Genomic DNA, 23,045 nt, shown 5'->3' on the forward strand with positions numbered 1-23,045 from the left:
AAAATCAGGTGACGTTGCCGTGCATGCCGGGCATCCGAGGGTGCCCGGCTATCGCACAAGCCGCCGCCAGGCGGCTTTTTTTTAGCCTGTGGCCGCGAGCTGAGCCGCGTTGTGCCAGCTGCTCAGCAGAATGCGCGTCTGTTGCTGCACATCGGCTTTGATCAGGCGGCTCTTGGCCGCGTCGATATCCTTCCAGCCCAGCAGTTCCAGGCAGGCGCCCGGCGGGTAGTAGAACGCCAGCACCAGGCCCTTCAGCGTCAGCAGGCGGATGCGGGTGATGGTGTCGGTAGGGCGCGTGCCCATGATGCGCGCCAGCAGTTCGAGCAGTAGCTTGTTGATCGGGCGCTTCATCTTCTCCTGCAGCAATTCGGAGGTGAAGTTGGGCGCTTCGCCCGCCAGCTCGCGTCCCACCAGGCGGCCCTTGGACAAGTGCGAGGGCGTCAGCACGGTGTCCAGCGTGGTGGACTGCATGTCGAGGTAGGCCTCGATCAGCGTCTCGCCGTCGGCATGGTTTTTCAGGGCGTTTTTGGCGCGCTGCAGGAAGGGTGCGTAGCGCGCCTGCAGCTCGTCGGTGATGTATTCCGCGCAGGCCTTGTACAGGCCTTCCTTGTTCTCGAAGTAATACTGCAGCGCCGGCGCGTTGACGCCTGCCGCCGCGGCGATGTCGCGGGTGGAGGCGTCTTTATAGCCGCGCTCGCCGAACAACAGGATGGCGGCGTCGATGATGCGCTGGCGCGTTTCGTCGCCGCGGGCGTAACCGCCGGCGGCCGAGTGACGAGGGCGCTTGGTTTGAGTCATGGGGGTCTCCGTGCCTGCCCGCCAAAGATACCATTTGACAAAATTATTCCAATCGGAAAAAATTTTCCACTTGGAATAATTTGGGATCAATGGGCATGCCTGCTTCCAATGCAAACGCATCCGGCGATGCGAACGGTTCGGCCGCGCCGGCACGCCGCAAAGTGCCGGGTTTCCTGCTGCCGGTAGCCATCGTGCTGGGCCTGGTGGGGCTGGGGGCGCTGATCTACTGGTGGCTGGTCGGGCGCTTTATCCAGAGCACCGACGATGCCTATCTGCAGGCCGACAGCATGACGGTGGCGCCCAAGGTCAGCGGCTATGTCACCGACGTCTACGTGGGCGACAACGCCGTGGTGAAGGCCGGCGATCCGCTGGTGCGCCTGGACGGGCGCCAGTATCAGGCGGCGCTGGATCAGGCGGCCGCCACGGTCGATGCGCGCAAGGCGGATATCCAGGCCGCGCAGGCCGGCATCCAGCAACAGCAGGCGGCGATCGAGCAGGCGCGCGCGCAGCTGCAGGTGGCGCAGGTAAGCGCCCGCCATGCCGAAGACGAAGTGCGCCGCTACGGGCCGCTGGCCAAGACCGGCGCAGAAAGCGGCGATCAATTGTCGGTGCTGGTCAGCAACCGCGACCAGGCGCAGGCCACGCTGACCGCCGACAAGGCCGCGCTGGACCAGGCACAGGCCCGTATAGCCGATCTCAATGCGCAGATCGCACAGGCGCATGCGCAGCTGGAAGCGGCGCAGGCGTCGGCCAAGCAATCGCAGCTGGATATGCAGGACACCCTGATCCGCAGCACCCTCGATGGCCGCGTCGGCGATCGCACCGTGCGCGTAGGCCAGTATGCGCAGCCCGGCACGCGGCTGATGACGGTAGTGCCGGTGCAGAGCGTGTATCTCACCGCCAATTTCAAGGAAACGCAGATCGGGCGCATGCATGCCGGCCAGCCGGCCACGCTGCATGTGGATGCGCTGCCCGATGCGGACCTGCACGGCGTAGTGGACAGTTTCGCGCCCGGCACCGGCTCGGAATTCGCGCTGCTGCCGCCGGAAAACGCCACCGGCAACTTCACCAAGATCGTGCAGCGCGTGCCGGTGCGCATCCGCGTCGATGCGGACGAGCAGACGCGCAAGCAGCTGGTGCCGGGTCTGTCGGTTACCGTGGACGTGGATACCCGCGCCGGAGCCGACAACACCTCGCACGCCGCGGCGGACGCCCATCATGGCTGAGACGGCCGCCACGCCGGCTGCCCATCCCGAGCGCGCCAGCGTCGGCGACTGGATCGCCGTGGCAGCCGGTTCGCTCGGCGCGCTGATGGCCACGCTGGATATCTCGATCACCAACTCCGCCTTGCCGCAGATTCAGGGTGAAATCGGCGCTACCGGCACCGAGGGCACCTGGATTTCCACCGGCTACCTGATGTCGGAAATCGTGATCATTCCGCTGGCCGCGTGGCTTACGCGCGTATTCGGCCTGCGCAATTTTCTGCTCGCCTGCGCAGTGCTGTTCATCCTGTTCTCGATGATGTGCGGGCTGTCGCACACGCTGATGGTGATGATCATCGGCCGCATCGGGCAGGGGCTCACCGGCGGCGCGATGATTCCCACCGCGCAGACCATCATCCGCACGCGCCTGCCGCTGTCGCAGTTGCCGATCGGCATGACCGCGTTCGGCCTGATCGTGCTGCTCGGTCCCTTGCTCGGCCCGGTGCTGGGCGGCTGGCTGACCGAGAACATCAGCTGGAGCTGGTGCTTCTTTATCAATCTGCCGGTGTGCATCGGCCTGATCACCTTGCTGCTGGCCGGGCTGCCATCGGCGCCATTGCATCTTGAGGCGCTGCGGCAAGCGGACTGGCTGGGCATCGTCGGCCTGTCGGCGGGCCTGAGCTCGCTGACGGTGGTGTTGGAAGAAGGTCAGCGCGAGCGCTGGTTCGAATCGAACATGATCGTGTGGCTGAGCATCGTGTCGCTGATCGGCATGGTACTGATCGGCATTTCGCAGTTCACCGCCAAGCGGCCGGTGATGCGTCTGAGTCTGCTCAGCAATCCGCGCTACGCCAGCGTGATCTTCATTGTGCTGGTGGTCGGCGCGGCGCTGTATGGCGTGATCTATCTGATTCCGCAGTTCCTGGGCCTGATCGCGGGCTACAACGCGGAGCAGTCCGGCTGGGTGATGCTGGTGTCGGGCGTGCCGGCCTTCATGATGATGCCGATCCTGCCGCGCCTGCTGGGCCGGGTGGATTTTCGCATTCTGGTGATCAGTGGGCTGGCCTGTTTCGTGTTCAGCTGCATGCTGGATATCCATCTGACCGCGCAAAGCGTGGGCCACGATTTCTTCTGGTCGCAGCTGGTGCGCGGCGCCGGCCAGATGCTGGCGATGATGCCGTTGAACCAGGCCTCGATGGCGGCGGTGTCGCGCGAAGAATCGGGCGACGCGGCCGGCATCTACAACATGGCGCGCAACCTGGGCGGTTCGATCGGGCTGGCGATCATCGGCACGGTGATCGACCGCCGCAATACCTTCCATGTCGCCGCCATCCGCGAATCGGTCACCGCCAACTCGGTGCTGGGCCAGGACCGCCTCGCGGCGAATGCCGCCAGCTGGTTTGCGCGTACGGGCGACATGGCCTATTCGAAGATGCGCGCGCTGGGCCAGCTGGCCGGGCAGATCCAGCAGCAGGCGATGGTGATGACTTTTTCGGAAGTGTTTTACCTGCTGGGCATCGCGCTGCTGTGCTGCATCCCGCTGGCGCTGCTGCTGAAGACGCCGCAATACCACGCGCCGGCCGGCAGCGGCGGCCACTAAGAGTGCTTGTCATGTCCTCATTTTCTTTGCGCTATTCATGCCTTGCCTGCGCCGTCGCGCTGACGGCGGTGGCGGCCTTGCCGGGCTGCACGGTCGGCCCGGATTACCATGGCGCGCCCGACGTCGCCCATGACGCCATCCAGGCGAACAGCTTCGTGCGCGCGCCGGCCAATGTGAGCACTGCCACCCATGCGCCCAGCCGCTGGTGGGAGGCGCTTGGCGATGCGCAATTAAACGCGCTGATCGACGCCGCCCTGAAAAACAATCCGGATCTCCATGCCGCGCAGGCGCGTCTGCGCGAATCGCGTGCGCAGCTGCAGCAACAGCGTGCGGCGGAGACGCCCAAGGTATCGGCCGATGCCGCGGCGCTGCGCATGCGCGAGCCGGATCTGTCAGGCCTGCAGTCGTCGCAGTCGTCCTCGCAGCAAGCGTCCGGCAGCAATACGCAGTCGAACCAGCAGAGCGGCAGCACCTCGAGCGGGCGCGGTCCCTTGCAGTTGTATACCGCCGGCTTCGATGCATCCTGGGAAATCGATATCTTCGGCGGTACCCGGCGAGCGATCGAAGCCGCGTCGGCGCAGGCCGAGGCAGTCGATGCCGACCTGGCCGACACCCAGGTATCGCTCGCCGCGGAAGTGGCGCAGGCGTATATCGATCTGCGCAGCCAGCAGCAGCGTCTGGCGCTGGCCAATCAATCCGCAGCGCTGGAGCAGCAGACGCTGGACTTGATCCGTCAGCGCCGCGCCCGCGGGGTGGTGCCTGATGCCGATGTGGAACGGCAGACCACGCAAGTGGAAAACACCAAGGCCAACCTGATTCCCCTGGACGAGCAGATCACTGAATCGCTGGACCAACTGGCGGTGCTTACCGGCCAGGCGCCGGGTGCGCTGGACCAGCAGTTGTCCACGCCGGCTGCGTTGCCGAGCTTGCCCGCGTCCGTACCGGTCGACGATCCGGCCAGCCTGCTCAAGCAGCGCCCGGATATCCGCGCGGCGGAGCGCCGCCTGGCGGCGAGCAATGCGCAGATCGGCCAGCACGAGGCGGATCTGTTCCCGAAGGTGACGATGCTGGGCTTTATCGGCTCCAATGCTGCCAATCCCGGCCATCTGTTGCGCAAGAGCGCGGTGACCTGGCTGGGTGCGCCTTATCTGCAATGGGATGTGCTCGACTTCGGCCGCACGCGCGGCGCCATCCGTCAGGCCCAGGCGGGTCGCGAGGAAGCCGCGGCGAGCTATACGCAGACCGTGTTGGCCGCGTTGCAGGATGCCAACAATGCGCTGTCGCGCTATGGCCATCAACGCGAGAGCGTCACGCGTCTTACCCAGATCGAGGCGTCTGCCGATCGTTCGCAGGATCTGATGCGGCAGCGTTACCTGGCCGGCGCTTCATCGCTGATCGATCTGCTCGATACGCAGCGCAGCCAGTTCAGTGCGCAGCAGAACCTGGTGCAGGGCCGGGCGGAGCTGCTGAAGGATTTCGTATCGCTGCAAAAGAGCCTCGGCCTGGGCTGGGCTTCGCCTGAATAAGCCGCGTTCGCCCGCGCCTTGTGGGCGCGGGCGAAGCTTCGGCAAAAACGTCGCGGCAGCTAGGCCGCGGCAGCTTTCTGGTCGACCAGCGCGGTGGTAATGCGCAGCAGGCTGGCGGAGGCTTCCGACGCCACGCGTCGCGGCCAGCTGTCGTGAATATGTTCGGCCACCAGGCAGGGTTCGCCCACGCAGCATTGCGGGCAGGTTTCGTTGTGCAGCATCAGTTCTTCGACGATCGATTCGGTCATGGCTGGATCCCCCCATGGATGGGCCGGCATGGCAAGCCGGAGATCGGTTTGCGGCTTTCCCTGGCTGTATCGGCCGCCGATGGCGGGACTTGAGGGTCAGCTGACGGCATCGGCACCCCACAGCGCTTCCATGCTGACGCTGAGCTCGAGTTCGTCCAGGTCCACCGCTTCGCTGATCGCATGCGCGCCCAGGTCGCCGCGGCGGCGGATCGGAGTGGCCACGCGCAGGCCGTCATGGGTGGTGATCGAGGACACTTGCGGCGTCAGGCTGCCGTGGCCGCGGTGCGTGACCACCGCGATGCTGCCGTTGCGCAAACGCACGCCGGTGCCGGGCGGATAAACGCCCAGCGTCTTGATAAAGCTGGTAGCGATGCGGGCGTCGAGCTTGGCGCTGTCGTTCAAATACAGCCAGCGCAGGGCCACGTTGGCCTGCAGTGGCGGACGGTAGTAGCGTGCGGCGACACGCGCGCAATACACATCCGCCGCGGCCAGCAGGCGCGCGGGCAGGGCGATGGTTTCGCCGCATTTGCCGCTGGGATAGCCGCTGCCATCCATGCGTTCGTGATGATCCTGCACGGTCTGCAGCCACAGCGTATCGGTCACGCCGTATTCGCTGAGGCGGGTGAAACTGTGCGTGCAGTGCTGGCGTACCTGCCCGTGCTGCTCCTCGTTCAAGGGGCCGTTCACGTGCAGCAATTCCTGCTGCAGCTCGAGCATGCCCAGGTTCATGGTGAGGGCGGCGGCCATGGTGGCGCAGCGCTCCGCTTGCGGCATCTCCATGGCCGCGCCCACCAGTTCGCAGATGATCGCCACATTCACCATATGCCGCGTGGCGTAATGCCCGTCGCGCTGCAGGATGATCGCCGCCAGCGCTACGTCCGCGTTGAGCTGGCAGGCGCGCTGCAGCAGTTCGGCAATGCGTTTGATCGCGGCAGGAAAATTTTCGCCGCCGCCGGTGAGTGCGGCGAGCAGGCGGCTGCGTGCCGCCAGGATCAAGGCGAGCGGACGTCCGTTCACGTCGTCTGCCGCGTCGGCGCGCTTGGCGCTGTTGTGGACGTCGTTGAAATAGGCGACGCGTTCCAGCCGCTCTATCGATGCTTCGCTGCTGAGGACATGGCCGGCGCGCAGCAACAGTGTCCCGCGCTCGTCATAAGCGTCGTAAGGCAGTGGCTGGCCCACTTGCAGTTCGCCCGATTGGATCGGTCGCATGAATGCCAGCCCCTCCCGCCAGCACGATGTTGGATGGCGGTCGCATGCCGCCTCTTCGCTCCGGGCCGTGTCATGGCATGACGTATTCCAGCCCTTGGCAGCCTTATCGGCGGTTGCGCCGCAAACTTTAGGGCGGCCGGCGCAGCTGTGTTCTGCACGTACACAACATGTCGCCAGGAAGTGAATCTGCCTGCGCGAAGTTCATCAGTCAGCGCCGATTCGCAAGCGGTCGATACCATCGGGATGCACGTATTGCAGTGCTGCGTGCGTTATCTCTTTTACTCGCCAGAGGAGTCACGACATGACCAGGTTATTGCTCGCCACGACGATGCTGACCTTTTGCATGGCACTTTCGGCGTGCGGCGGATCACGGGCGATTGCGCAGAACAACGAAACCTGCGGCAAGCAGCTGATGGCTCTGCAGAACGCGGTCGGGTCCGGCGCGATGACGCAGGCGGAGTATGAAAGAGCGCGCGAAGCGGCGATTCACCGTTGCAACGCGGATTGATCGTAGGGTTCTCCGCCCACTCTGCGCAGGGAGTGGGCGGGCAGGTGCCTGTTATCCAGATGCCGGTTAGAAGTGCGGCCGCGATGATCGATTGCCGCGAATGTGCCCCCTCAGCTCGGTCCTCTCCCCGCAGGGGCGCGGAGGAAAGGCAGGGCGCATAAGCGCCCTGGAAAAGGCAGGCACAGAATATGCTTCGTATTCCTGGAATACCGCAGTCCAGGAATCACCATGACCTTCGCCCGCATCGACGAACTAACCCGCAGCGCCCTGGCCCTGTGCCTGTGGCTGATCGCCGTGACGCTGAATATGGCGGCCGTGCTCTGGCTGGGCTTCCAGATCGTGCGCTGGCTGCACGACGGCCACTGGACCGCCCAGCCCACGGTGATGTTCTGGATCCAAAGTTACTACCCTGATGTGATGGGTTCCTTGAGCAATCCGCATTCCTGGTACGGCGCGGCCAAGATGGCGCTAGTGCTCGCGCGCATGCCCTCGGGGCTGGCGCTGGTCTGCCTGGGCATGGTTTGCGCCGCGCTGAATGTGTCGGTTTACGATCGCCGCCCCGAGGCTCCCAGGGTCACAAAGTCGCGCGCAGCGGCATCTTTCTGACGCGCTTGGCTGACGCGGCAGTTTGTTCAGCCTCGCCGCGGTCAGTGCGTATACCACGCGCTCACCAGGATCAGGCCCAGGCAGGCCAGTACGAACAGCAAGGTGGCACCGGCCAGCAGCAAGGTCTGGGCAATTGCCGGGTTGGTGAGCTTTACCAGCAACGCATGCAGTGGATGGCGGTGCAGGGCGCGCAGCAGCGGCGTATACAGGGTCGCGCCGTGGCTGGAAAACAAATGAGTGATCTGCCGCATCGGAATACCCCCGGGCAATTCGCACGGACATCCGTTCCGGCGAAGGTGGGGCGTAGTGTCGGCAGTGACGTGCCTGGGCAGTATCAGAAAACTCCGAAAATAATCGGGTAAGCCGATTTATCCGGCCCCGCTCCGGCTTTTCGCGCGGGGACTGGCGGGCGCTTTTTTCTTGGGCTTGCTCTGGTTGTACGCGATGGCGGCACGGATCAGCTTTTTCAAAGCGGTCTTGTTGACCTTGTCGCCTTCGAGAAAATCGATCGCCCGCCATTTGCCGCCGTCCAGGCCGGCGTTGAACAAGCCGTCCGGATCGGCCAGCACCGCGCCGTTGTAGAAAGTGAGTTTCACCTTCTCTTTGTGCACATTGCCGACGGCGATGATGCCGTCGCGCGACCACACGGGACTGCCGCGCCACTTCCATTCCTCGAGCATCTGCGGATCGGCGTCGAGCATGCACTGGCGCACGCTGGCGAATGTGTTGCCGCGCCAGTCGGGGGTGCCCGCGATCAGCTGGTCGATGCGTTCGGATGCATGCATGGTTTGTCTCCGGGTGGCCGCGTGAGCGCAGCAGGGTCAGTCGGCGTGCGCCAGCACCTGTTCCAGCTTGGCGAAGAATTGCTGCCAGCCGTACTGGGCGCCATGGTAGGCCTGCTGCTGATCCTGGCGGAAGCCGGCTTGCACCATGCGCAGATGGGTGCCGGTGCCGCTGGGCGTCAGTGTCCAGGTGACCACGCTTTCCAGTCCGAGGGCGGACCAGGTGTAGGCAAGCGTCTTGTTCGGTTCCACCACCAGCACCTGGCCATCGACCGAGCCCCAGTCCGCGCGGAAACTGAAGCGATGATCCACCGCCGGCATGAAGTCGTTTTGCATCAGCCACTCCTGGATCAGGTGCGGCTGGGTGAGCGCGCGCCAGATCTTTTCGGGGGCGAAGGGCAGGTCGCGTTCAACCGTGACGGAGAGCGTTTCGGCGGCGGGATTGTTCATTGGTCCATCCTTCTGAGCAGGTCTTCGAGGCGGTCGAACCGGTGCTGCCAGAAGTTGGCCATCTGGCTGGTCCAGTCGATCAGCGGAGCGAGCGCGCCGAGCTGCGCGCCGTAATGCGTTTGCCGGCCGGCGCGGCGATCGCGCACCAGCCCGGCTTCCTTCAGCACACCCAGGTGCTTGGACACGGCCGGCTGCGAGATGCCGGCGCGCGTGGTGAGTGAGCCGACGGTTTGCTCGCCTTCGCGGCACAGCTGCTCGAAGATGGCGCGCCGCGTGGGGTCGGCGAGGGTTCGGAAGAGCACGTCGTGGGTGGCAGGCATGGCGGGATCGATAACCGTGTGGCTATGGGTTATATATAGCCAGCTGGCTATGGAATAGTCAAGTCATAGCTAAAATTTTCGTCATTGCGAAGTATGTGGCTCCGACTTAATTCCTTTTCAGTTATGGGTTTCGACCAGTGCGCCACCTTTTGACACGCCAGGATCTCCACCGGCGTCATTCCCGCGAAAGCGGGAATCCATTTTGATTTCGGGCGCCAGGGCCAAGTGGATTCTTCACTCCTCAGGGCGAGCACATCCGTGCGCGCCCCCGGCGAACCTGCCTTCGCGGAATGATGGCGCAAGCGCCTGCGCTCTATATGTCGCCATTTGCCCCCATCCCTACGTTCAACCGTTAGAGTCGGCGATTCGATTCATCAAGACAGAGGAAGCGCAGCGCATGGGGAAGAACGTGACGGTCAGGCGAGCCGCGTGGTGGCTGTTGCTGAGTACTGCATGTGGGGCATCGGCACTCTGGGCTGCCTCGCCACCCGCGCAATCGCTTGATGCCACCGCTGCCGTACGACCGCTCGATCAACCCCAGCTGCCGGCCGGCCCCGGCCCCAGTGCGCACACCATCACGCAGTGGCAGGATCGCAAGTTCGGCATGTTCATCCACTTCGGCCTGTATTCCGTGGCCGGCGGCATGTGGAACGGCAAGCGCGTGGACAACGGCTATAGCGAGCAGATCCGCGCCAATGGCCCGATTCCGCCACAGCAATACGATGCACTGGCCAAGCAGTTCGATCCCACGCATTTCGATCCCGATGCCATCGTGGCGCTGGCCAAGGCAGCGGGCATGAAGTTCATCGTGATTACCGCCAAGCATCACGACGGCTTCAATCTGTTCCACACTGCGCAGACCGATTACAACGTGGTGGACGACACGCCTTACCACCAGGACATCGTCAAGCAGCTGGCCGATGCCTGCGCGCGCGGCGGCCTGCAGTTCGGTGTGTATTACTCCACCATCGATTGGCACCCCCCGGGCGGCAACCGCTATATCGAAGGCAACGGCAACCCGATCACGCCCGGCCAGGAGGCCTTCAATGTGGCGCAGCTCAAGGAGCTGCTCGGCCACTACGGTCCGATCGCGGAAATCTGGTTCGACATGGGCAAGCCCACACCGGCGCAGAGCGCGCACTTTGCGCGCACCGTGCACGACCTGCAGCCGCAGACGATGATTTCCGGGCGAGTGTGGAACTATCAGGGCGATTTCGCGGTGATGGGCGACAACGCCGAGCCCGATGTGGCGATGGAATTGCCCTGGCAGGCGCCGGCCTCGATGTTTCCGGAAACCTGGGGCTACCGCTCGTGGCAGGTACGCAACGATGTGCAGGGTAAGATCCGCGAAAACATCACGCGCCTGGCGCGGGTGGTGAGTCAGGGCGGTAATTACATTCTCAATATCGGGCCGCAGGGCGATGGCGCCGTGGTGCCTTACGAAGCGCAGGTGCTGCGCGGTATCGGCGCGTGGCTCAAGCGCAATGGCGAAGCGATCTACGGTACGCGCAAGCAACCGTTCGCTTCGCTCGATTTCGGTTATGCCACCGTCGGCGCCCATGCCCTCTATCTGTTTGTGGCGAAGATGCCGGCCGATCATCGATTGCGCGTGCCGGGCGTGGGCGATACCGCGTTCGGCCGCGCCTACCGGCTCGGTGCATCCGGTGCGCAGGCGGCGGTGCAGCGCGAGGGCAGCGATATAAGCATTGCGCTGGACCAGCTGCCGGGCTGGCCCGCAGCCGCCACGGATGCCGCTAACGCCGATACTTTCATGCCGGTGCTGGTGCTGCCGTTCGAGGGCGCGCTGCAGGTGCGGCCGGCCAGCATGGCCGCTGCGGCCGATGGCAGTTTCCATTTGCAGCCGGCGCAGGCCGAGCGCTATCTCAACTACAACGGCGAAGGCTACGAAGCGCCGTCGACGTTGTACAAGCTCAGCTGGCAGCTGGCAGCACATGCTGCGGATTATTCGCTCACCGTGACGTATAAGCCGGGGCCGCAAACGGCATCGATGGATCTGTGGGTGGATGGTCGGCGCTATCCGCTGCAGCTGGACGGTACCGCGACGCAGACCGTGCAGATCCATCGCGACCGCGCGGCGCATCCGTATGCGATGCAGCTGGAGCTGACACCGCACGCGCCCTTTGTGCAGGGCACGGCGTTGCCGGTGACGGTGGATGGAGTGGTGCTGACGCCGTTGCACTGAGCGGTTTCACGTCAGCGCAAAAAACGACTGCGCGGGCCAGCCGCGCAGTCGTCGTGTCAAGCTTTCTTCGCCTGCTGTTGTCGTCGGAACTCGGGTACCGGCAAACCGCCCCAGCCGAAATTTTCCAGCTCCACTTCGTTGATCACCACGAAGGTGGCGTCGAGCGGTTTGTTCAGCACATCGAGCAGCAACTGGCTGGCGCCCTTGATCAGGGCCGCTTTTTCCTCGGCGGTGGCGGCGCTGCGGCCCGGACCGGATCCTTCGCGGGTAATGGTGATGGTGACGATAGGCATGGCTGCGTTACCTCGTTTGCGTTGCGCTGGACATCAATGGCCGGCGATCTGGCCGCCATCCACGTGCAGGATTTCGCCCGTGACGAAGCCGGCGGATTCGAGATAAAGAATGGCCTCGACCACGTCGCCGATCTCACCCATGCGACCGACCGGATGCAGGCCTGCCAGTGCGGCATGCGTTTCGGCCGGATGCATCGGCGTCTTGATCACGCCCGGCGACACTGCATTCACGCGGATACCGCGCTTGGCGTATTCGATCGCCAGCGACTTGGTCGCGGCGTTCAGGCCGCCCTTGGTCATCGAAGCCAGCACCGACGGGACGCCGTCGATGGCGTACTCGGCCAGCGTGGTCGTTACCGACACGATATGACCGCTGCGCTGCTTTTCCATCTCGGCCACGGCGAGCTGGGTGATGTGGAAGAAACCGGTGAGGTTCACGGCCAGGGTCTTGGCATAGTCCTCTTCGGTGAAGGCGGTGAACGGCTTGGCCGTAAAAATGCCGGCGTTGTTGACCAGCGTGTCGAGCCGGCCAAAGCGTGTCAGCGCTTCCTTGACGATGCGTTCGGCCACGGCGCGTTCGGCGATATCGCCCGCCACGGCGATCACATCCGGGTCGCTCGACGGCTGGATCGAACGGGAGTTGGCGATAACGCGGTAATCGCGGTCGCGATAGGCCTTGACCAGGGCGGCGCCGATGCCTTGCGATGCGCCGGTGACGATGGCGACTTTGCGTGCTTGCGTGTTCATGCTGGGTGTCTCTCGAAGATTGAAAGGAGGTGTTTGTCGACGCCTTCAATCTAGGCCTGCACACGCCATTAGCGAATCCCTGCTATTCGGCAAACACTCTTCCGCGCCGCGGTGCAATCGCGGTTTTCGGCTGTGTTTGCGCATCTTTGGCCAGGCTCGCAAAACGCGTGCGCAGGCGCGGCAGGGCAAAGTCGACGAACGCGCGCACCTTGGGCACCGCCAGCCGTCCATACGGCGAGAGCAGGCTGACCGGAAACGGCGTGGGTTCGGCATCGGCCAGCACGATGCGCAGCAGATCCTGTTTGATTTCCGGGGCGACGTGATAGGACAGCAGGCGCGTTACGCCGTGTCCTTCCACCGCCGAGGCAATCGCTGCGCGCACGTTGTTCACCACCAGTCGCGGCGTGATCGGCACGGCGCGCGGCACGGAGGATCCGGGCAGCGGCGGAAACGTCCACGATTCCTGGCCCATGTGCTGCATGGCGATGATCGGGTGCTTGCTCAGGTCGGCCGGTTCGGCGATGCGCGGGTGCGTGGCCAGATAGCGCGGCGACGCCACCACCACCCGGCGTACTTCGCCGATGGGCTGCGCCACCAGCGTGGAATCGGCCAGGTGCGTAATGCGCAGGGCCAGGTCCATGCCTTCGTCGATCAGGTTGACCGGCCGTTCCAGTAGATGCAGGCGCACATTGACCGTGGGATGTTCCTGCATAAACGCATCCACGATCGGCCGCAGCAGCTCCACGCCGGCAAATACCGTTGCGGTGATGGTCAGCGTGCCGCGCGGCACCGAGCGTTCGCCGGCCGCATGGCGGTCGGCTTCGTCCAGATCGGCGAGCACTTTGCGGCAGGCCATGGCGTAGCGTTCGCCCGCTTCGCTGAGCTTGATCGAGCGCGTGGTCCGATGCAGCAGCGGCACGCCTACGTGCGCTTCCAGAAACGCAATCGCGCGGCTGACCGCTGCGGCCGAGCGTCCGGTCTTGCGGCTGGCGCCGGCGAGGCTGCCTTCGTCCAGCGCGGTGACGAACACTTTCATGGCATCAAGGCGGTCCATAGACGCATTCCCGGCGCGGCGATTGGCTGCGCAAGTGTGCTACAGCGGTGTCGTACCCGGGTAGCGCATGGTGTATGCGCTTTCGCCCGGGTTATGCGCCTGGGCGATAACGGCACAACTGTAGCGGTGGTTCAGCGCCGTGCCTGTTCCAGTTCGGCGGCCAGGGTCTGCATCAGCGCCGCTGTCGGCAACTTGCGCGCCAGCGGTGCGCCCTGGCCGGCCCATTGCGCACCGTAGCCGGGCTGTCCGGCAGCCTTGCCGGCGGCATTGAGGGCCTTGCCGGCGTCGTAGGCAATCGGGTAATCGGGCACGTCGGCAGCGGGTACGTGGCTGCCCCAGTGCGTAAACGCATTGGCGAGGCTGCGCGCGGGGCGACCGGAAATCACGCGCGTCATCACGGTGTGATGCGCGGCATCGCTGAACAGCGCTTGCCGATAGCCGGCATCGGCGAGCGACTCATCGGTGGCGACAAACGCGGTGCCCAGTTGCGCCGCGCTGGCGCCCAGCGCCAAGGCCGCTGCAATGCCCGCGCCATCCATGATGCCGCCGGCGGCAATCACCGGCAGTGGCACGCTCTGCGCAAACACGCGTGTCAGGGCTAAGCTGCCGAGCTGGCTGTCTGCCGCATCCGGATCGAACATGCCGCGATGGCCACCAGCTTCGTAGCCCTGTGCAATCACCGCATCGATGCCAGCCTTGGCAATCGCCTGCGCTTCCTGCGTATTAGTGGCGCTGGCCAGCAGCACAATGCCGGCCCGATGCAGCGCGGCGATTTGTTCGGGCGCGGGCAGGCCGAAATGAAAGCTCACCACGCGCGGCTTTTCTTCCAGCAGCATGGCCAGCATGTCCGGGTCGGCCAGGAATGACGTGTAGATTTCGCGCAAGGCTTGCGGTGGCGCTGTGCCCGTGCGCGCAAATTCGCTGCCCAGGCGCTGCAGCCACGCGCTTTCCCTGGCGGCATCCGCGTGCGCCGGCCGATGCGTGAACACATTGATATTGAGCGGCCCGTCGCTGAGCGCACGGAATTGCCGGATCGCCTCGCGCGCCTGTGCAGCATGCATCGCGCCCACACCGAGCGAACCGAGGCCGCCGCTGTTGCTCACCGCCGCAGCCATGGCCGGCGAAGACACGCCCGCCATCGGCGCCTGGATGATCGGCAGGCGGATGCCGAGACGTTGCAGCAAGTGGGAGGAATGCGTCGACATGGTCAGAACTGCCTGTGCCATTGGGGAAGAGCGACGCACGCACTGTAGTCGCCTTGTCGGTTCAGGCGAAGCGCTGTTCGGCGGCAGTCAGTCTTCCGGCAGGCGCACGACCAGGTGGGATGACGTTGCGCCAAGCCAAACCTGGCGGGCCAATGGGCGCAAAAAAGCCGGCGCTAGGCCGGCTTCTTCATCAAACATTGGTCGGGGTGACATGATTCGAACATGCGACTTCTACGTCCCGAACGTAGCGCTCTACCAGGCTGAGCTACACCCCGTGGGAGCCGCGTATCTTATCGGGGCTTGAGGGCCTTGGCAACAGGTGCGCGCGCGTTCGCGCGCAGCCGCCGGCGGCGTGGGCCGGAGCAGGCCGGGCGGGTCCATCTGTTACGCTATGCGGCTGCCGCGACACGGCTTTTTTACTATACGAAGAGGATTCCATGGCGCTTACCCAGGCCCGCACCATGCCCGGCGTGCTCGAGCTGCTGCCGCTCGATCAGATTGCCTTCCAGCGCATGCTCGACGTGATCCGGCGCAATTACGAGCGCTTCGGCTTCCTGCCGGTGGAAACGCCGGTGATGGAGTATTCGGATGTGCTGCTGACCAAGACCGGCGGCGAGACCGAGCGGCAGGTGTATTTCGTGCAGTCCACCGGCGCGCTGGAGCAGGGCGAGAAGCCGGAGCTGGCCTTGCGCTTCGACCTCACCGTGCCGCTGGCCCGCTACGTGGCCGAGCACGAGCACGATCTAAGCTTTCCGTTCCGCCGTTACCAGATGCAGCGCGTGTACCGCGGCGAGCGCGCACAGCGCGGCCGCTTCCGCGAGTTCTATCAGTGCGATATCGACGTGATCGGCAAGGACAGCCTGTCGATCCGCTACGACGCCGAGTTGCCGGCGGTGATCTATAGCGTGTTCCGCGAACTGAACATCGGCGCGTTCACCATCCAGCTGAATAACCGCAAGTTGATGCGCGGCTATTTCGAGAGCCTGGGTGTGACCGATCCGGAGCAGCAGACCCTGGTGCTGCGCGAAGTGGACAAGCTGGACAAGCGCGGCGCCGACTATGTGCGCGAGACGCTCACCGGCGACGCTTTCGGCATGAGCGCGGAGGCGGCGCAGAAGGTGCTGGATTTCGTGCAGGTGCGCTCCACCTCGCTGCAGGATGCCTACGCCAAGCTCGACGCGCTGGGCGCCGGCCCCGAAGTGATGGAGCAGGGCCGTGCCGAGCTGAAGGAAGTGCTGGGCCTGATCCACGCTTTCGGCGTGCCGGAAACGCATTACGCGCTGAACCTTTCCATTGCGCGCGGCCTGGACTACTACACGGGCACGGTCTATGAGACCACCTTGAACGACCACCCGCAGATCGGCTCGATCTGCTCGGGCGGCCGCTACGAAAACCTGGCCGGGCAGTACACCAAGTCGCATCTGCCGGGCGTGGGCATTTCGATCGGCCTTACGCGCCTGTACTGGCAGCTGCGCGACGCCGGCCTGATCGGCACGGCGCGCAGCACCGTGGATGTGCTGATCACGCAGATGGACGCGGCGCAGCTGCCGGCGTATCTGGCGCTGGCAGGCGAGCTGCGTGCGGCGGGCATTGCCACCGAGGTGGTGCTGGAAGGCGGCAAGCTGGGCAAGCAGTTCAAGTACGCCGATCGCGCCGGTATCCGCTTTGTGGTGGTGCTGGGCGAGGATGAGATCACCAAGGGCGTGGTGACGGTGAAGGATTTGCGCCGCGAGGACCAGTTTGAGGTGGCGCGCGGCGAGTTGATCAAGACCTTGCGGGTGGAGTTGGCGCAGGCGGAGGTGGGTGGCTAGGCACCGGTTTGCCGTGAGGCGCTGCCCGCCGTATCGCCGCTATTCCTGCGCAAGCGGGAATCCATGCTTGCCCTTTGCATCATCGATCTAAGAAAACGTTGGAGTCTTTGTGAATCAGTCCATTCTCCTCGATGGCAACAGCCTCAGCCGTCAACAACTGGTCGCCGTGGCACGCCAGGGCTACGGCGTACGCCTTGATCCGGAACAGCTCAAGCGCGTGCAGCGTGCGGCGGATTTCCTGGCGGACAAGGTCAGCTGCGGCGAACCGACTTACGGTGTCACCACCGGCTTCGGCAGCAATGCCGACAAGTTGCTGGGTGCTTACCGTCTGCGTGACGAATTGCCGGGCGGCAATCCGCACAAGCCGGAAGGCACGCTGCTGGAAGAGCTGCAGCACAATCTGATCACCACTCACGCGGTGTGCGTTGGCAAGCCGTTCGCCGCGGAAGTGGTGCGCGCGATGCTGGTGATCCGCATCAATACGCTGATGCGCGGGCATTCGGGTATTCGCATCGCCACGCTGGAAGCGCTGACTGCGCTGCTCAACCAGGATGTGATTCCGGTGGTGCCGGAGAAAGGTTCGGTCGGCGCAAGCGGCGACCTGGCTCCGCTGTCGCATCTGGCGATCGTGCTGCTCGGCGGCGGCGAAGCGTTCTACCAGGGCGAGCGCCTGCCGGGTGCGGAAGCGCTGAAGCGCGCCGGATTGCAGCCGATCCGCCTGTCGTTCAAGGAAGGCCTGGCACTGAACAACGGTACGGCGCAGATGCTGGCGACCGCGGTGCTGGCGCTGGATACGCTGGAATACCTGCTCGACACGGCCGATCTGGCTGCCTCGATGACACTGGATGCCTTCGCCGGCCGCAGCGGCGCGCTGCGACCGGAAGTGCATGCGCTGCGTCCGCATCCGGGCCAGGTGCAGGTGGCCAGCCATGTGCGCGGTCTGCTGAGCAAATCCACCCTGGTGGATATTCCGTATCACCTGGTGCCGCGCTTCAAGCAGTGGAGCACCGAAGCGTGGGATACGCCGGAAGACCAGGCGCTGAGCTTCGACATCAGCTGGGACTGGGTGCCGGCCAATCAGCGCCACGGCCGCGAGGCGTTCTATCAGCGCTTCCTGCCGTTCAAGGGCGGCAAGAAGCATCAGCCGCAGGATGCCTATTGCCTGCGCTGCATGCCGCAGGTGCACGGTGCAGTGCGCGATGCCTGGGCGCAGGCCTGTCGCGTGATCGATGTGGAGCTCAATGCGGTCACCGACAATCCGCTGATCTTCCCCGACAACACCGATGCGACGCATATCGAAGAGCAGGTGATTTCCGCCGGCCACTTCCACGGCATGCCGCTGGCGCTGGCGATGAGTTACGTGAAGGCGGCGATTCCGGTGCTCGCTTCGATTTCCGAGCGCCGCCTCAACAAGCTGGTCGATCCGGCCACCAACGACGGCCTGCCGGCGTTTCTCACCGGCAATGAAGACGGCACCGATTCGGGCTTCATGATCGTGCAGTACACCGCCGCCGCACTGGTCAACGACCTGGCCACGCGCGCGCATCCGGCCAGCGTGTATTCGGTGCCGACCAGCGCGAATGCCGAAGACCATGTGTCGATGGGCGCCAACGAAGCGCGCCACGTGCTGGAGATGGTGGAAGACCTCAGCCACGTGCTGGCGCTGGAGCTGTACACCGCGGCGCAGGCGTTGGATTACCGCCAGGAAATGCTCAACGCCGCGCGCCGCCTGGCGGCACGTGGCGACTGGCAGGCGCTGGCTTCCAAGGTGGTCAATGCACCGCGCGAAGGCAGTGCGCATTACGCGCAGTTCGTGGAAGAAGTGAAGCAGCTGACCGCGGCGCTGGCCGAAGTGGGCGATTTCCACGCGGGCGAGGCGGTGCGCAAGGCGTATGAGACGTTGCGCGGGCGGATCGGCTTCATGCATCGCGACCGCGCGATGGATGGCGAGGTGCGTACCGTGTGCGAGCTGGTACAGCAGCGGGTATTTACCGCCTAGCCGTACGTGGCGCGGCGCAGGTTGGGTTAGCGCAGCGTAACCCTACGATGTGTCGCTTCGAGAAAGTGCGTTGGGTTACGTTGCGCTAACCCAACCTACGGGGTGCGCGGTGCCAGCAGGCGCCGCCCGGCCCACCCAAGCCACAGCAGAATCAACCCAATCGCCAGCTTCTCCATCAGGCCATTGGGCAAGCCGTGCACCAGCACCTGCAGCCACAGCACAAAGGTAGCCACCCAGGCCAGCACCAGGCCGGGCAGGCTGCCTTTTTTCATCCGTGCATCGCGCCGCCAGCGGCTGGACAGCAGCAACATGCCGAAGCTCAGCCACAGAAACGTGGCGGGTGCGGTAAGCATATGGGTGACATGCGCCTGTTCTTCGTAGGGCGTACCCCGGAATAGCTCGGTGATCGCCACCACGGGCAGGATCACGCCGGCGCCGGCAAATAGCGCCGATCCCAGCACCGTGCGCTGCGCGCGCGCCGTCGCCAGGTAGCTCGCCCGCGCAAAGCCGAGCAGGGCCAGGCCCATCAGGTAATACACCGCGCGCACATAGGCACCGCCAGGGCCGTACAGATAGCTGCTGAGGGGAATGGCGATCCAGTCCAGGTCGCTGCGCCAGTACTGCGCGGCGCCGCAGACGGCGACAAAGGCGATCACCGCCAGGCTCATCAGGTGGGATGCGGCGCGGACAAAGGGTGGCTGGCGCATGGGATCCGGGGCTGGGGGCGGCGGCCGAGTGTGCCGTATTTTCCTGCGCATCGACAGCGTTTGCCGCGCCGCCGGCCGGCTTGCCAGCCTGGGCATGGGCGCGTATGATCCGCTCCATTGTATTAACGCATTAGTACATTGTGAAGCGCCGATCGATCGACCCGGAAACCCCGGATGAATCCGCCAAGGCCAGTCTCTGCCGTGCCTTGCTCTCGTTGAAAACCACCGAAGAGATGGATGCCTTCCTCAATGACCTGTGCACCCCGGCGGAGCTGGAAGTGCTGATCGACCGCTGGCGGGTGGTGCCGTATCTGCTGGAAGGCGTGTCGTATCGCGAAATCCACGAGCGCACGGCGGTGAGCATCACCACCATCGGGCGCGTGGCGCGCTATCTCAATCAGGGCAACGGCGGCTATCTGGCCGCCGCGGCTCGCGCAGCGCGCAGCCGTGCTGCGGCGAAAAGGACCAAGGCATGAAACCGCGGGATCGTTTGCGTATCGCCATGCAGAAATCCGGGCGCCTGACCGAGCCGGCGCTGGACCTGCTCAATCGTTGCGGCCTTACGTTTCGCCAGAGCCGCGACAAACTGTTCTGCTTCGGCGAAGGCGAGCCGGTGGATCTGCTGCTGGTGCGCGATGACGACATTCCCGGCCTGATCGCGCAAGGCGTGTGCGACCTGGGCATTGTCGGGCGTAATGTGCTGGACGAATTCCGCTGCACCGCCAGCGAGGATGTCGCCGCCTTGACCGAATGGCGACCGCTCGGTTTCGGTCGCTGCCGCCTGTCGGTGGCGGTGCCGCAGGATATGGATTACCGCCAGCCGCAGGATCTGGGCGGCTTGCGCATCGCCACCTCGTACCCGGGGCTACTCAATCACTGGCTGAAGGCGCAGTCAGTGGATGCGGCGGTGGTGACGCTGGCCGGTTCGGTGGAAATCGCGCCCAAACTCGGCACCGCCGATGCGATCTGCGATCTCGTGCAAAGCGGCGGCACCCTGGTGGCCAATCAGCTGCGCGAAACCGACGTACTGCTGGAAAGCGAAGCCGTGCTCGCCGGACCGCAGGCACTTCCCACCGATGAGCGCGGCGACATGATCAACCTGTTGCTCAAACGGCTGGACGGTGTGATCCAGGTACGCGAATCGCGCCTGTTGCTGCTGCAAACCTCGCGCACCGCGCTGGATGCCGTCACCCGGCTGCTGCCCGGCGGTCCGCAGCCGACGCTGTTGCCAGTGGCCGGCCAGCCTGACCAGCTGATGCTGCAGGCGCTGTGCGCCGGTGAAGTGAGCTGGCGCCAGTTGGAAGAAATCAAGAAAGCCGGCGCGCGCGAGATGTTCGTGCTGCCGGTCGAAAAGATGCTTGCTTAAGAGTCCATGCATGAAACGTATTGACTGGAACACGCTTACCGAAGCCGAACGCACGGCAGCGCTGGCACGGCCGGCGCAGGCGCGCGCCGACAGCCTGCGCCGCGGGGTGGAGCAGATCATCGCGACGGTGCGCGCCGAGGGCGATGCCGCCCTGCGCGAACTCTCCGCCCGCTACGACCACTGCGCGCTGGATGCGATTGAAGTGAACGATGCGGAATTTGCCGCTGCCGAAGCCAGGCTCGCGCCGGAACTGAAGGCGGCGATCCGCGAAGCGGCTGCGCGCATCGAGGCCTTCCACCGCGCGGCCGCGCCGCAGCCGGTGGGCGTGAATACCGCAGTGGGCGTGCGGGTGGAGCGCGTGCTGCGTCCGATTCATCGCGTAGGCTTGTATGTGCCTGCCGGTACGGCGCCGTTGCCGTCGACCGCGTTGATGCTGGGCGTGCCGGCGCACATCGCCGGCTGCCGCGAGGTGGTGCTGTGCTCGCCGGCACGTGCCGATGGCCATTGCGACGATGCGGTGCTGTTTACCGCGCGCACGGTTGGCGTGCATCGCGTGTTCAAGCTGGGCGGTGCGCAGGCGATTGCCGCCATGGCGTATGGCACGGAAAGTGTGCCGCGCTGCGACAAGCTGTTCGGCCCCGGCAATGCGTGGGTGACCGAAGCCAAGCTGCAGGTATCCGGCGATCCGGATGGTGCCGCGATCGATATGCCGGCCGGCCCGTCCGAAGTGCTGGTGATCGCCGATGCCGATGCCAATCCGGTGTTCGTCGCCGCGGATCTGCTCTCGCAGGCCGAGCATGGGCCCGATTCGCAGGTGATCCTGGTGAGCCCTTCGGCAGCGTTGCTGGACACGGTTGCCGCGGAAGTGGATCGACAGTGCGCGGAATTGCCGCGTGGTGCGATTGCCGAACAGGCGCTGGCGCAGAGCCGGCTGATCCAGGTGCAATCGCTGACCCAGGCGGTGCAGGTGAGCAATCGCTATGCGCCCGAGCATTTGATTCTGCAGGTGAACGGCGCGCGCGATCTGCTCGATGGCGTAGAAAGCGCCGGCTCCGTGTTTGTCGGTGCGTGGACGCCCGAATCGGTGGGTGACTACTGCAGCGGCAGCAACCATGTACTGCCTACGTATGGCTATGCGCGCAGCTACAGCGGCGTGTCGGTAGCCAGTTACCAGAAGCAGATCACCGTGCAGGAACTGGATCCCAACGGCTTGCGCGCGATTGGCCCATGCACGGCTACGCTGGCTGCCGCCGAGCAACTGGAAGCGCATCGCCGTGCGGTGACCGTGCGCCTGGAAGCGCTGGGTACCCGCCTATGAGCGTGCTCGATCTCGCCCGGCCGGAAATCCGCAGCTTGCAGCCGTATTCCTCCGCGCGCATGGAGGCGGGCGGCGGCCAGATCATGCTCAATGCCAACGAATCGGCATGGGCGCCGAACGGCGATGGCGGCCTGAGCTGCCACCGTTATCCCGAGCCGCAGCCGGACGCGCTGCTGCAGGCGCTGGCCACGTTGTATGGCGTGCGCCGCGAACAGCTATTGGTCGGACGCGGCAGCGACGAAGCGATCGATCTGCTGGTGCGCGCGTTCTGTCGGGCCGGCGAAGACGCAATCCTGATCCAGCCACCCACCTTCGGCATGTATGCGGTGAGTGCACGCATCCAGAACGCGGCGGTGCTGGAAGTGCCACTGCGGCAGGATTTCAGCCTCGATGTCGCAGGCTTGCTGGCGGCGGTAACGCCCACGGTGAAGCTGGTATTCCTGTGCACGCCGAATAATCCCAGCGGCAGGTCGATTGCGCGCGCGGATATCGAGCGCGTAGTGCAGGCGCTGGCCGGCAAGGCCTTGCTGGTGGTGGACGAGGCGTACGTGGAGTTTTCCGAGCAGCGCAGCGTGGCGGATCTGCTCGATCGCCATGAAAACCTGGCGGTGTTGCGCACCTTGTCCAAGGCCTGGGCCCTGGCGGGCGCGCGCATCGGCAGCTTGCTGGCGCATCCGGAGGTGATTGCGCTGGTGCGCCGGATCATGCCGCCGTATCCGCTGCCGTCGCCCTGCGTGGCGGCGGCTCTGGCGGAGCTGTCGCCGTCGGGCCAGGCCGAGGCGCGCGAGAACATGGCCATCGTGCGCGAACAGCGCAGCATGATGCGCGCGGCGCTGAGCCAGTTGCCGGGTGTGCGCGAAGTGTTGCCGTCGGACGCCAACTTCCTGGCTGTGCGCTTTGACGATGCCGGCACGGTGTACCGGCAGCTGCTGCAGGCCGACATTGTGGTGCGCGATATCCGACGCTATCCGCTGCTGCACGATGCCTTGCGCATCACCATCGGTACCCCTTCCGAGAACGCCAGAGTGCTGGCGGTGTTGAAAAATCCGGCCTTGGAAGGCCTGGATTTCGCCGATGGATCGGCCTGAGGTGA

At 65.0% G+C, this 23,045-nt stretch carries 24 protein-coding genes and 1 tRNA gene; 12 read left to right on the plus strand and 13 right to left on the minus strand.

Annotated elements, in window-relative coordinates:
• Positions 1-81: 81 nt before the first annotated feature.
• Positions 82-798: a CerR family C-terminal domain-containing protein gene (locus IGX34_RS11045; RefSeq protein ID WP_192555789.1), complete on the minus strand. Its 717-nt coding sequence runs from the start codon at positions 796-798 to the stop codon at positions 82-84.
• A 95-nt stretch (positions 799-893) separates the two neighbouring features.
• Between IGX34_RS11045 and IGX34_RS11050 the strand changes: the two genes are divergently transcribed.
• The 3 genes from IGX34_RS11050 to IGX34_RS11060 are packed head-to-tail and all read left to right on the plus strand — an operon-like array spanning position 894 to position 5,126.
• Positions 894-2,024, plus strand: coding sequence for an HlyD family secretion protein (locus IGX34_RS11050; protein WP_192555790.1), 1,131 nt, complete (start codon positions 894-896; stop codon positions 2,022-2,024).
• Entirely contained in the window at positions 2,017-3,600 is a 1,584-nt protein-coding gene (locus IGX34_RS11055) for an MDR family MFS transporter (protein ID WP_192555791.1), read from the plus strand. The genes IGX34_RS11050 and IGX34_RS11055 overlap by 8 nt, the downstream gene beginning before the upstream one ends.
• An 11-nt stretch (positions 3,601-3,611) precedes the next feature.
• Positions 3,612-5,126, plus strand: coding sequence for an efflux transporter outer membrane subunit (locus IGX34_RS11060; RefSeq protein ID WP_192555792.1), 1,515 nt, complete (start codon positions 3,612-3,614; stop codon positions 5,124-5,126).
• A 59-nt stretch (positions 5,127-5,185) separates the two neighbouring features.
• Here the strand turns inward: IGX34_RS11060 and IGX34_RS11065 are convergent, their stop codons facing one another.
• Both IGX34_RS11065 and IGX34_RS11070 read right to left on the minus strand, forming a co-directional pair.
• Complete coding sequence (locus tag IGX34_RS11065) at positions 5,186-5,374, minus strand: hypothetical protein (protein ID WP_192555793.1); 189 nt, start codon at positions 5,372-5,374, stop codon at positions 5,186-5,188.
• 96 nt (positions 5,375-5,470) lie between these two features.
• A complete protein-coding gene (locus IGX34_RS11070) occupies positions 5,471-6,583 on the minus strand; it encodes an HD-GYP domain-containing protein (protein ID WP_192555794.1) in 1,113 nt (370 codons plus the stop codon).
• 301 nt (positions 6,584-6,884) lie between these two features.
• On the opposite strand from IGX34_RS11070, the gene IGX34_RS11075 reads away from it, so the two are divergent.
• Both IGX34_RS11075 and IGX34_RS11080 read left to right on the plus strand, forming a co-directional pair.
• On the plus strand, positions 6,885-7,091 hold the full coding sequence (locus IGX34_RS11075; RefSeq protein ID WP_192555795.1) for a hypothetical protein: 207 nt from the start codon (positions 6,885-6,887) through the stop codon (positions 7,089-7,091).
• A 228-nt stretch (positions 7,092-7,319) separates the two neighbouring features.
• Positions 7,320-7,697 carry a hypothetical protein gene (locus IGX34_RS11080; protein ID WP_192555796.1) on the plus strand — a complete coding sequence of 126 codons (378 nt, stop codon included), beginning with the start codon at positions 7,320-7,322 and terminating at the stop codon, positions 7,695-7,697.
• Positions 7,698-7,738: 41 nt separating this feature from the next.
• Here IGX34_RS11080 and IGX34_RS11085 read toward each other — a convergent pair whose 3' ends face one another.
• The 4 genes from IGX34_RS11085 to IGX34_RS11100 all read right to left on the minus strand — a co-directional run bounded on the left by IGX34_RS11085 (position 7,739) and on the right by IGX34_RS11100 (position 9,249).
• The gene (locus IGX34_RS11085; RefSeq protein WP_192555797.1) at positions 7,739-7,948 is read right to left on the minus strand and encodes a hypothetical protein; all 210 of its coding nucleotides are present in this window, start codon (positions 7,946-7,948) and stop codon (positions 7,739-7,741) included.
• A 117-nt stretch (positions 7,949-8,065) separates the two neighbouring features.
• Positions 8,066-8,482 carry a DUF1801 domain-containing protein gene (locus tag IGX34_RS11090; RefSeq protein WP_192555798.1) on the minus strand — a complete coding sequence of 139 codons (417 nt, stop codon included), beginning with the start codon at positions 8,480-8,482 and terminating at the stop codon, positions 8,066-8,068.
• 36 nt (positions 8,483-8,518) lie between these two features.
• Positions 8,519-8,929: an SRPBCC family protein gene (locus IGX34_RS11095; protein WP_192555799.1), complete on the minus strand. Its 411-nt coding sequence runs from the start codon at positions 8,927-8,929 to the stop codon at positions 8,519-8,521.
• Complete coding sequence (locus tag IGX34_RS11100) at positions 8,926-9,249, minus strand: ArsR/SmtB family transcription factor (protein WP_192555800.1); 324 nt, start codon at positions 9,247-9,249, stop codon at positions 8,926-8,928. The genes IGX34_RS11095 and IGX34_RS11100 overlap by 4 nt, the downstream gene beginning before the upstream one ends.
• 397 nt (positions 9,250-9,646) lie before the next feature.
• On the opposite strand from IGX34_RS11100, the gene IGX34_RS11105 reads away from it, so the two are divergent.
• A complete protein-coding gene (locus IGX34_RS11105) occupies positions 9,647-11,452 on the plus strand; it encodes an alpha-L-fucosidase (RefSeq protein ID WP_192555801.1) in 1,806 nt (601 codons plus the stop codon).
• A 56-nt stretch (positions 11,453-11,508) separates the two neighbouring features.
• On the opposite strand, the gene IGX34_RS11110 is transcribed toward IGX34_RS11105, so the two are convergent.
• The 5 genes from IGX34_RS11110 to IGX34_RS11130 all read right to left on the minus strand — a co-directional run bounded on the left by IGX34_RS11110 (position 11,509) and on the right by IGX34_RS11130 (position 15,026).
• On the minus strand, positions 11,509-11,745 hold the full coding sequence (locus tag IGX34_RS11110) for a tautomerase family protein (RefSeq protein ID WP_192555802.1): 237 nt from the start codon (positions 11,743-11,745) through the stop codon (positions 11,509-11,511).
• Between the two features lie 33 nt (positions 11,746-11,778).
• Positions 11,779-12,492 (minus strand): SDR family NAD(P)-dependent oxidoreductase, encoded by a 714-nt coding sequence (locus IGX34_RS11115; RefSeq protein ID WP_192555803.1) that lies wholly within the window; start codon positions 12,490-12,492, stop codon positions 11,779-11,781.
• Positions 12,493-12,574: 82 nt separating this feature from the next.
• Positions 12,575-13,546 carry a LysR family transcriptional regulator gene (locus tag IGX34_RS11120; RefSeq protein ID WP_192555804.1) on the minus strand — a complete coding sequence of 324 codons (972 nt, stop codon included), beginning with the start codon at positions 13,544-13,546 and terminating at the stop codon, positions 12,575-12,577.
• A 131-nt stretch (positions 13,547-13,677) separates the two neighbouring features.
• On the minus strand, positions 13,678-14,751 hold the full coding sequence (locus IGX34_RS11125) for an NAD(P)H-dependent flavin oxidoreductase (protein WP_192555805.1): 1,074 nt from the start codon (positions 14,749-14,751) through the stop codon (positions 13,678-13,680).
• Between the two features lie 198 nt (positions 14,752-14,949).
• A tRNA-Pro gene (locus IGX34_RS11130) sits at positions 14,950-15,026 on the minus strand.
• 162 nt (positions 15,027-15,188) lie between these two features.
• On the opposite strand from IGX34_RS11130, the gene hisS reads away from it, so the two are divergent.
• Together hisS and IGX34_RS11140 are read left to right on the plus strand one after the other, a co-directional pair.
• A complete protein-coding gene (gene hisS, locus IGX34_RS11135) occupies positions 15,189-16,562 on the plus strand; it encodes a histidine--tRNA ligase (protein WP_192555806.1) in 1,374 nt (457 codons plus the stop codon).
• A gap of 109 nt (positions 16,563-16,671) precedes the next feature.
• Positions 16,672-18,561, plus strand: coding sequence for an aromatic amino acid lyase (locus IGX34_RS11140; RefSeq protein ID WP_192555807.1), 1,890 nt, complete (start codon positions 16,672-16,674; stop codon positions 18,559-18,561).
• A gap of 95 nt (positions 18,562-18,656) precedes the next feature.
• Here IGX34_RS11140 and IGX34_RS11145 read toward each other — a convergent pair whose 3' ends face one another.
• Positions 18,657-19,268, minus strand: coding sequence for a DUF998 domain-containing protein (locus IGX34_RS11145; protein ID WP_192555808.1), 612 nt, complete (start codon positions 19,266-19,268; stop codon positions 18,657-18,659).
• Between the two features lie 140 nt (positions 19,269-19,408).
• Between IGX34_RS11145 and IGX34_RS11150 the strand changes: the two genes are divergently transcribed.
• Genes IGX34_RS11150 through hisC form a run of 4 tightly spaced genes read left to right on the plus strand, consistent with a single transcriptional unit; the run spans position 19,409 to position 23,040 of the window.
• Positions 19,409-19,744 carry a YerC/YecD family TrpR-related protein gene (locus IGX34_RS11150; RefSeq protein WP_192555809.1) on the plus strand — a complete coding sequence of 112 codons (336 nt, stop codon included), beginning with the start codon at positions 19,409-19,411 and terminating at the stop codon, positions 19,742-19,744.
• The gene (gene hisG / locus IGX34_RS11155) at positions 19,741-20,634 is read left to right on the plus strand and encodes an ATP phosphoribosyltransferase (protein WP_192555810.1); all 894 of its coding nucleotides are present in this window, start codon (positions 19,741-19,743) and stop codon (positions 20,632-20,634) included. Before IGX34_RS11150 ends, hisG begins: the two co-directional genes overlap by 4 nt.
• 10 nt (positions 20,635-20,644) lie before the next feature.
• Positions 20,645-21,952, plus strand: coding sequence for a histidinol dehydrogenase (hisD, locus tag IGX34_RS11160; RefSeq protein WP_192555811.1), 1,308 nt, complete (start codon positions 20,645-20,647; stop codon positions 21,950-21,952).
• The gene (gene hisC / locus IGX34_RS11165) at positions 21,949-23,040 is read left to right on the plus strand and encodes a histidinol-phosphate transaminase (RefSeq protein WP_192555812.1); all 1,092 of its coding nucleotides are present in this window, start codon (positions 21,949-21,951) and stop codon (positions 23,038-23,040) included. Before hisD ends, hisC begins: the two co-directional genes overlap by 4 nt.
• The last annotated feature ends 5 nt before the right edge of the window (positions 23,041-23,045 follow it).

The organism is Dyella acidiphila (assembly GCF_014863405.1).
GTDB classification, from domain to species: Bacteria; Pseudomonadota; Gammaproteobacteria; order Xanthomonadales; family Rhodanobacteraceae; genus Dyella_B; species Dyella_B acidiphila.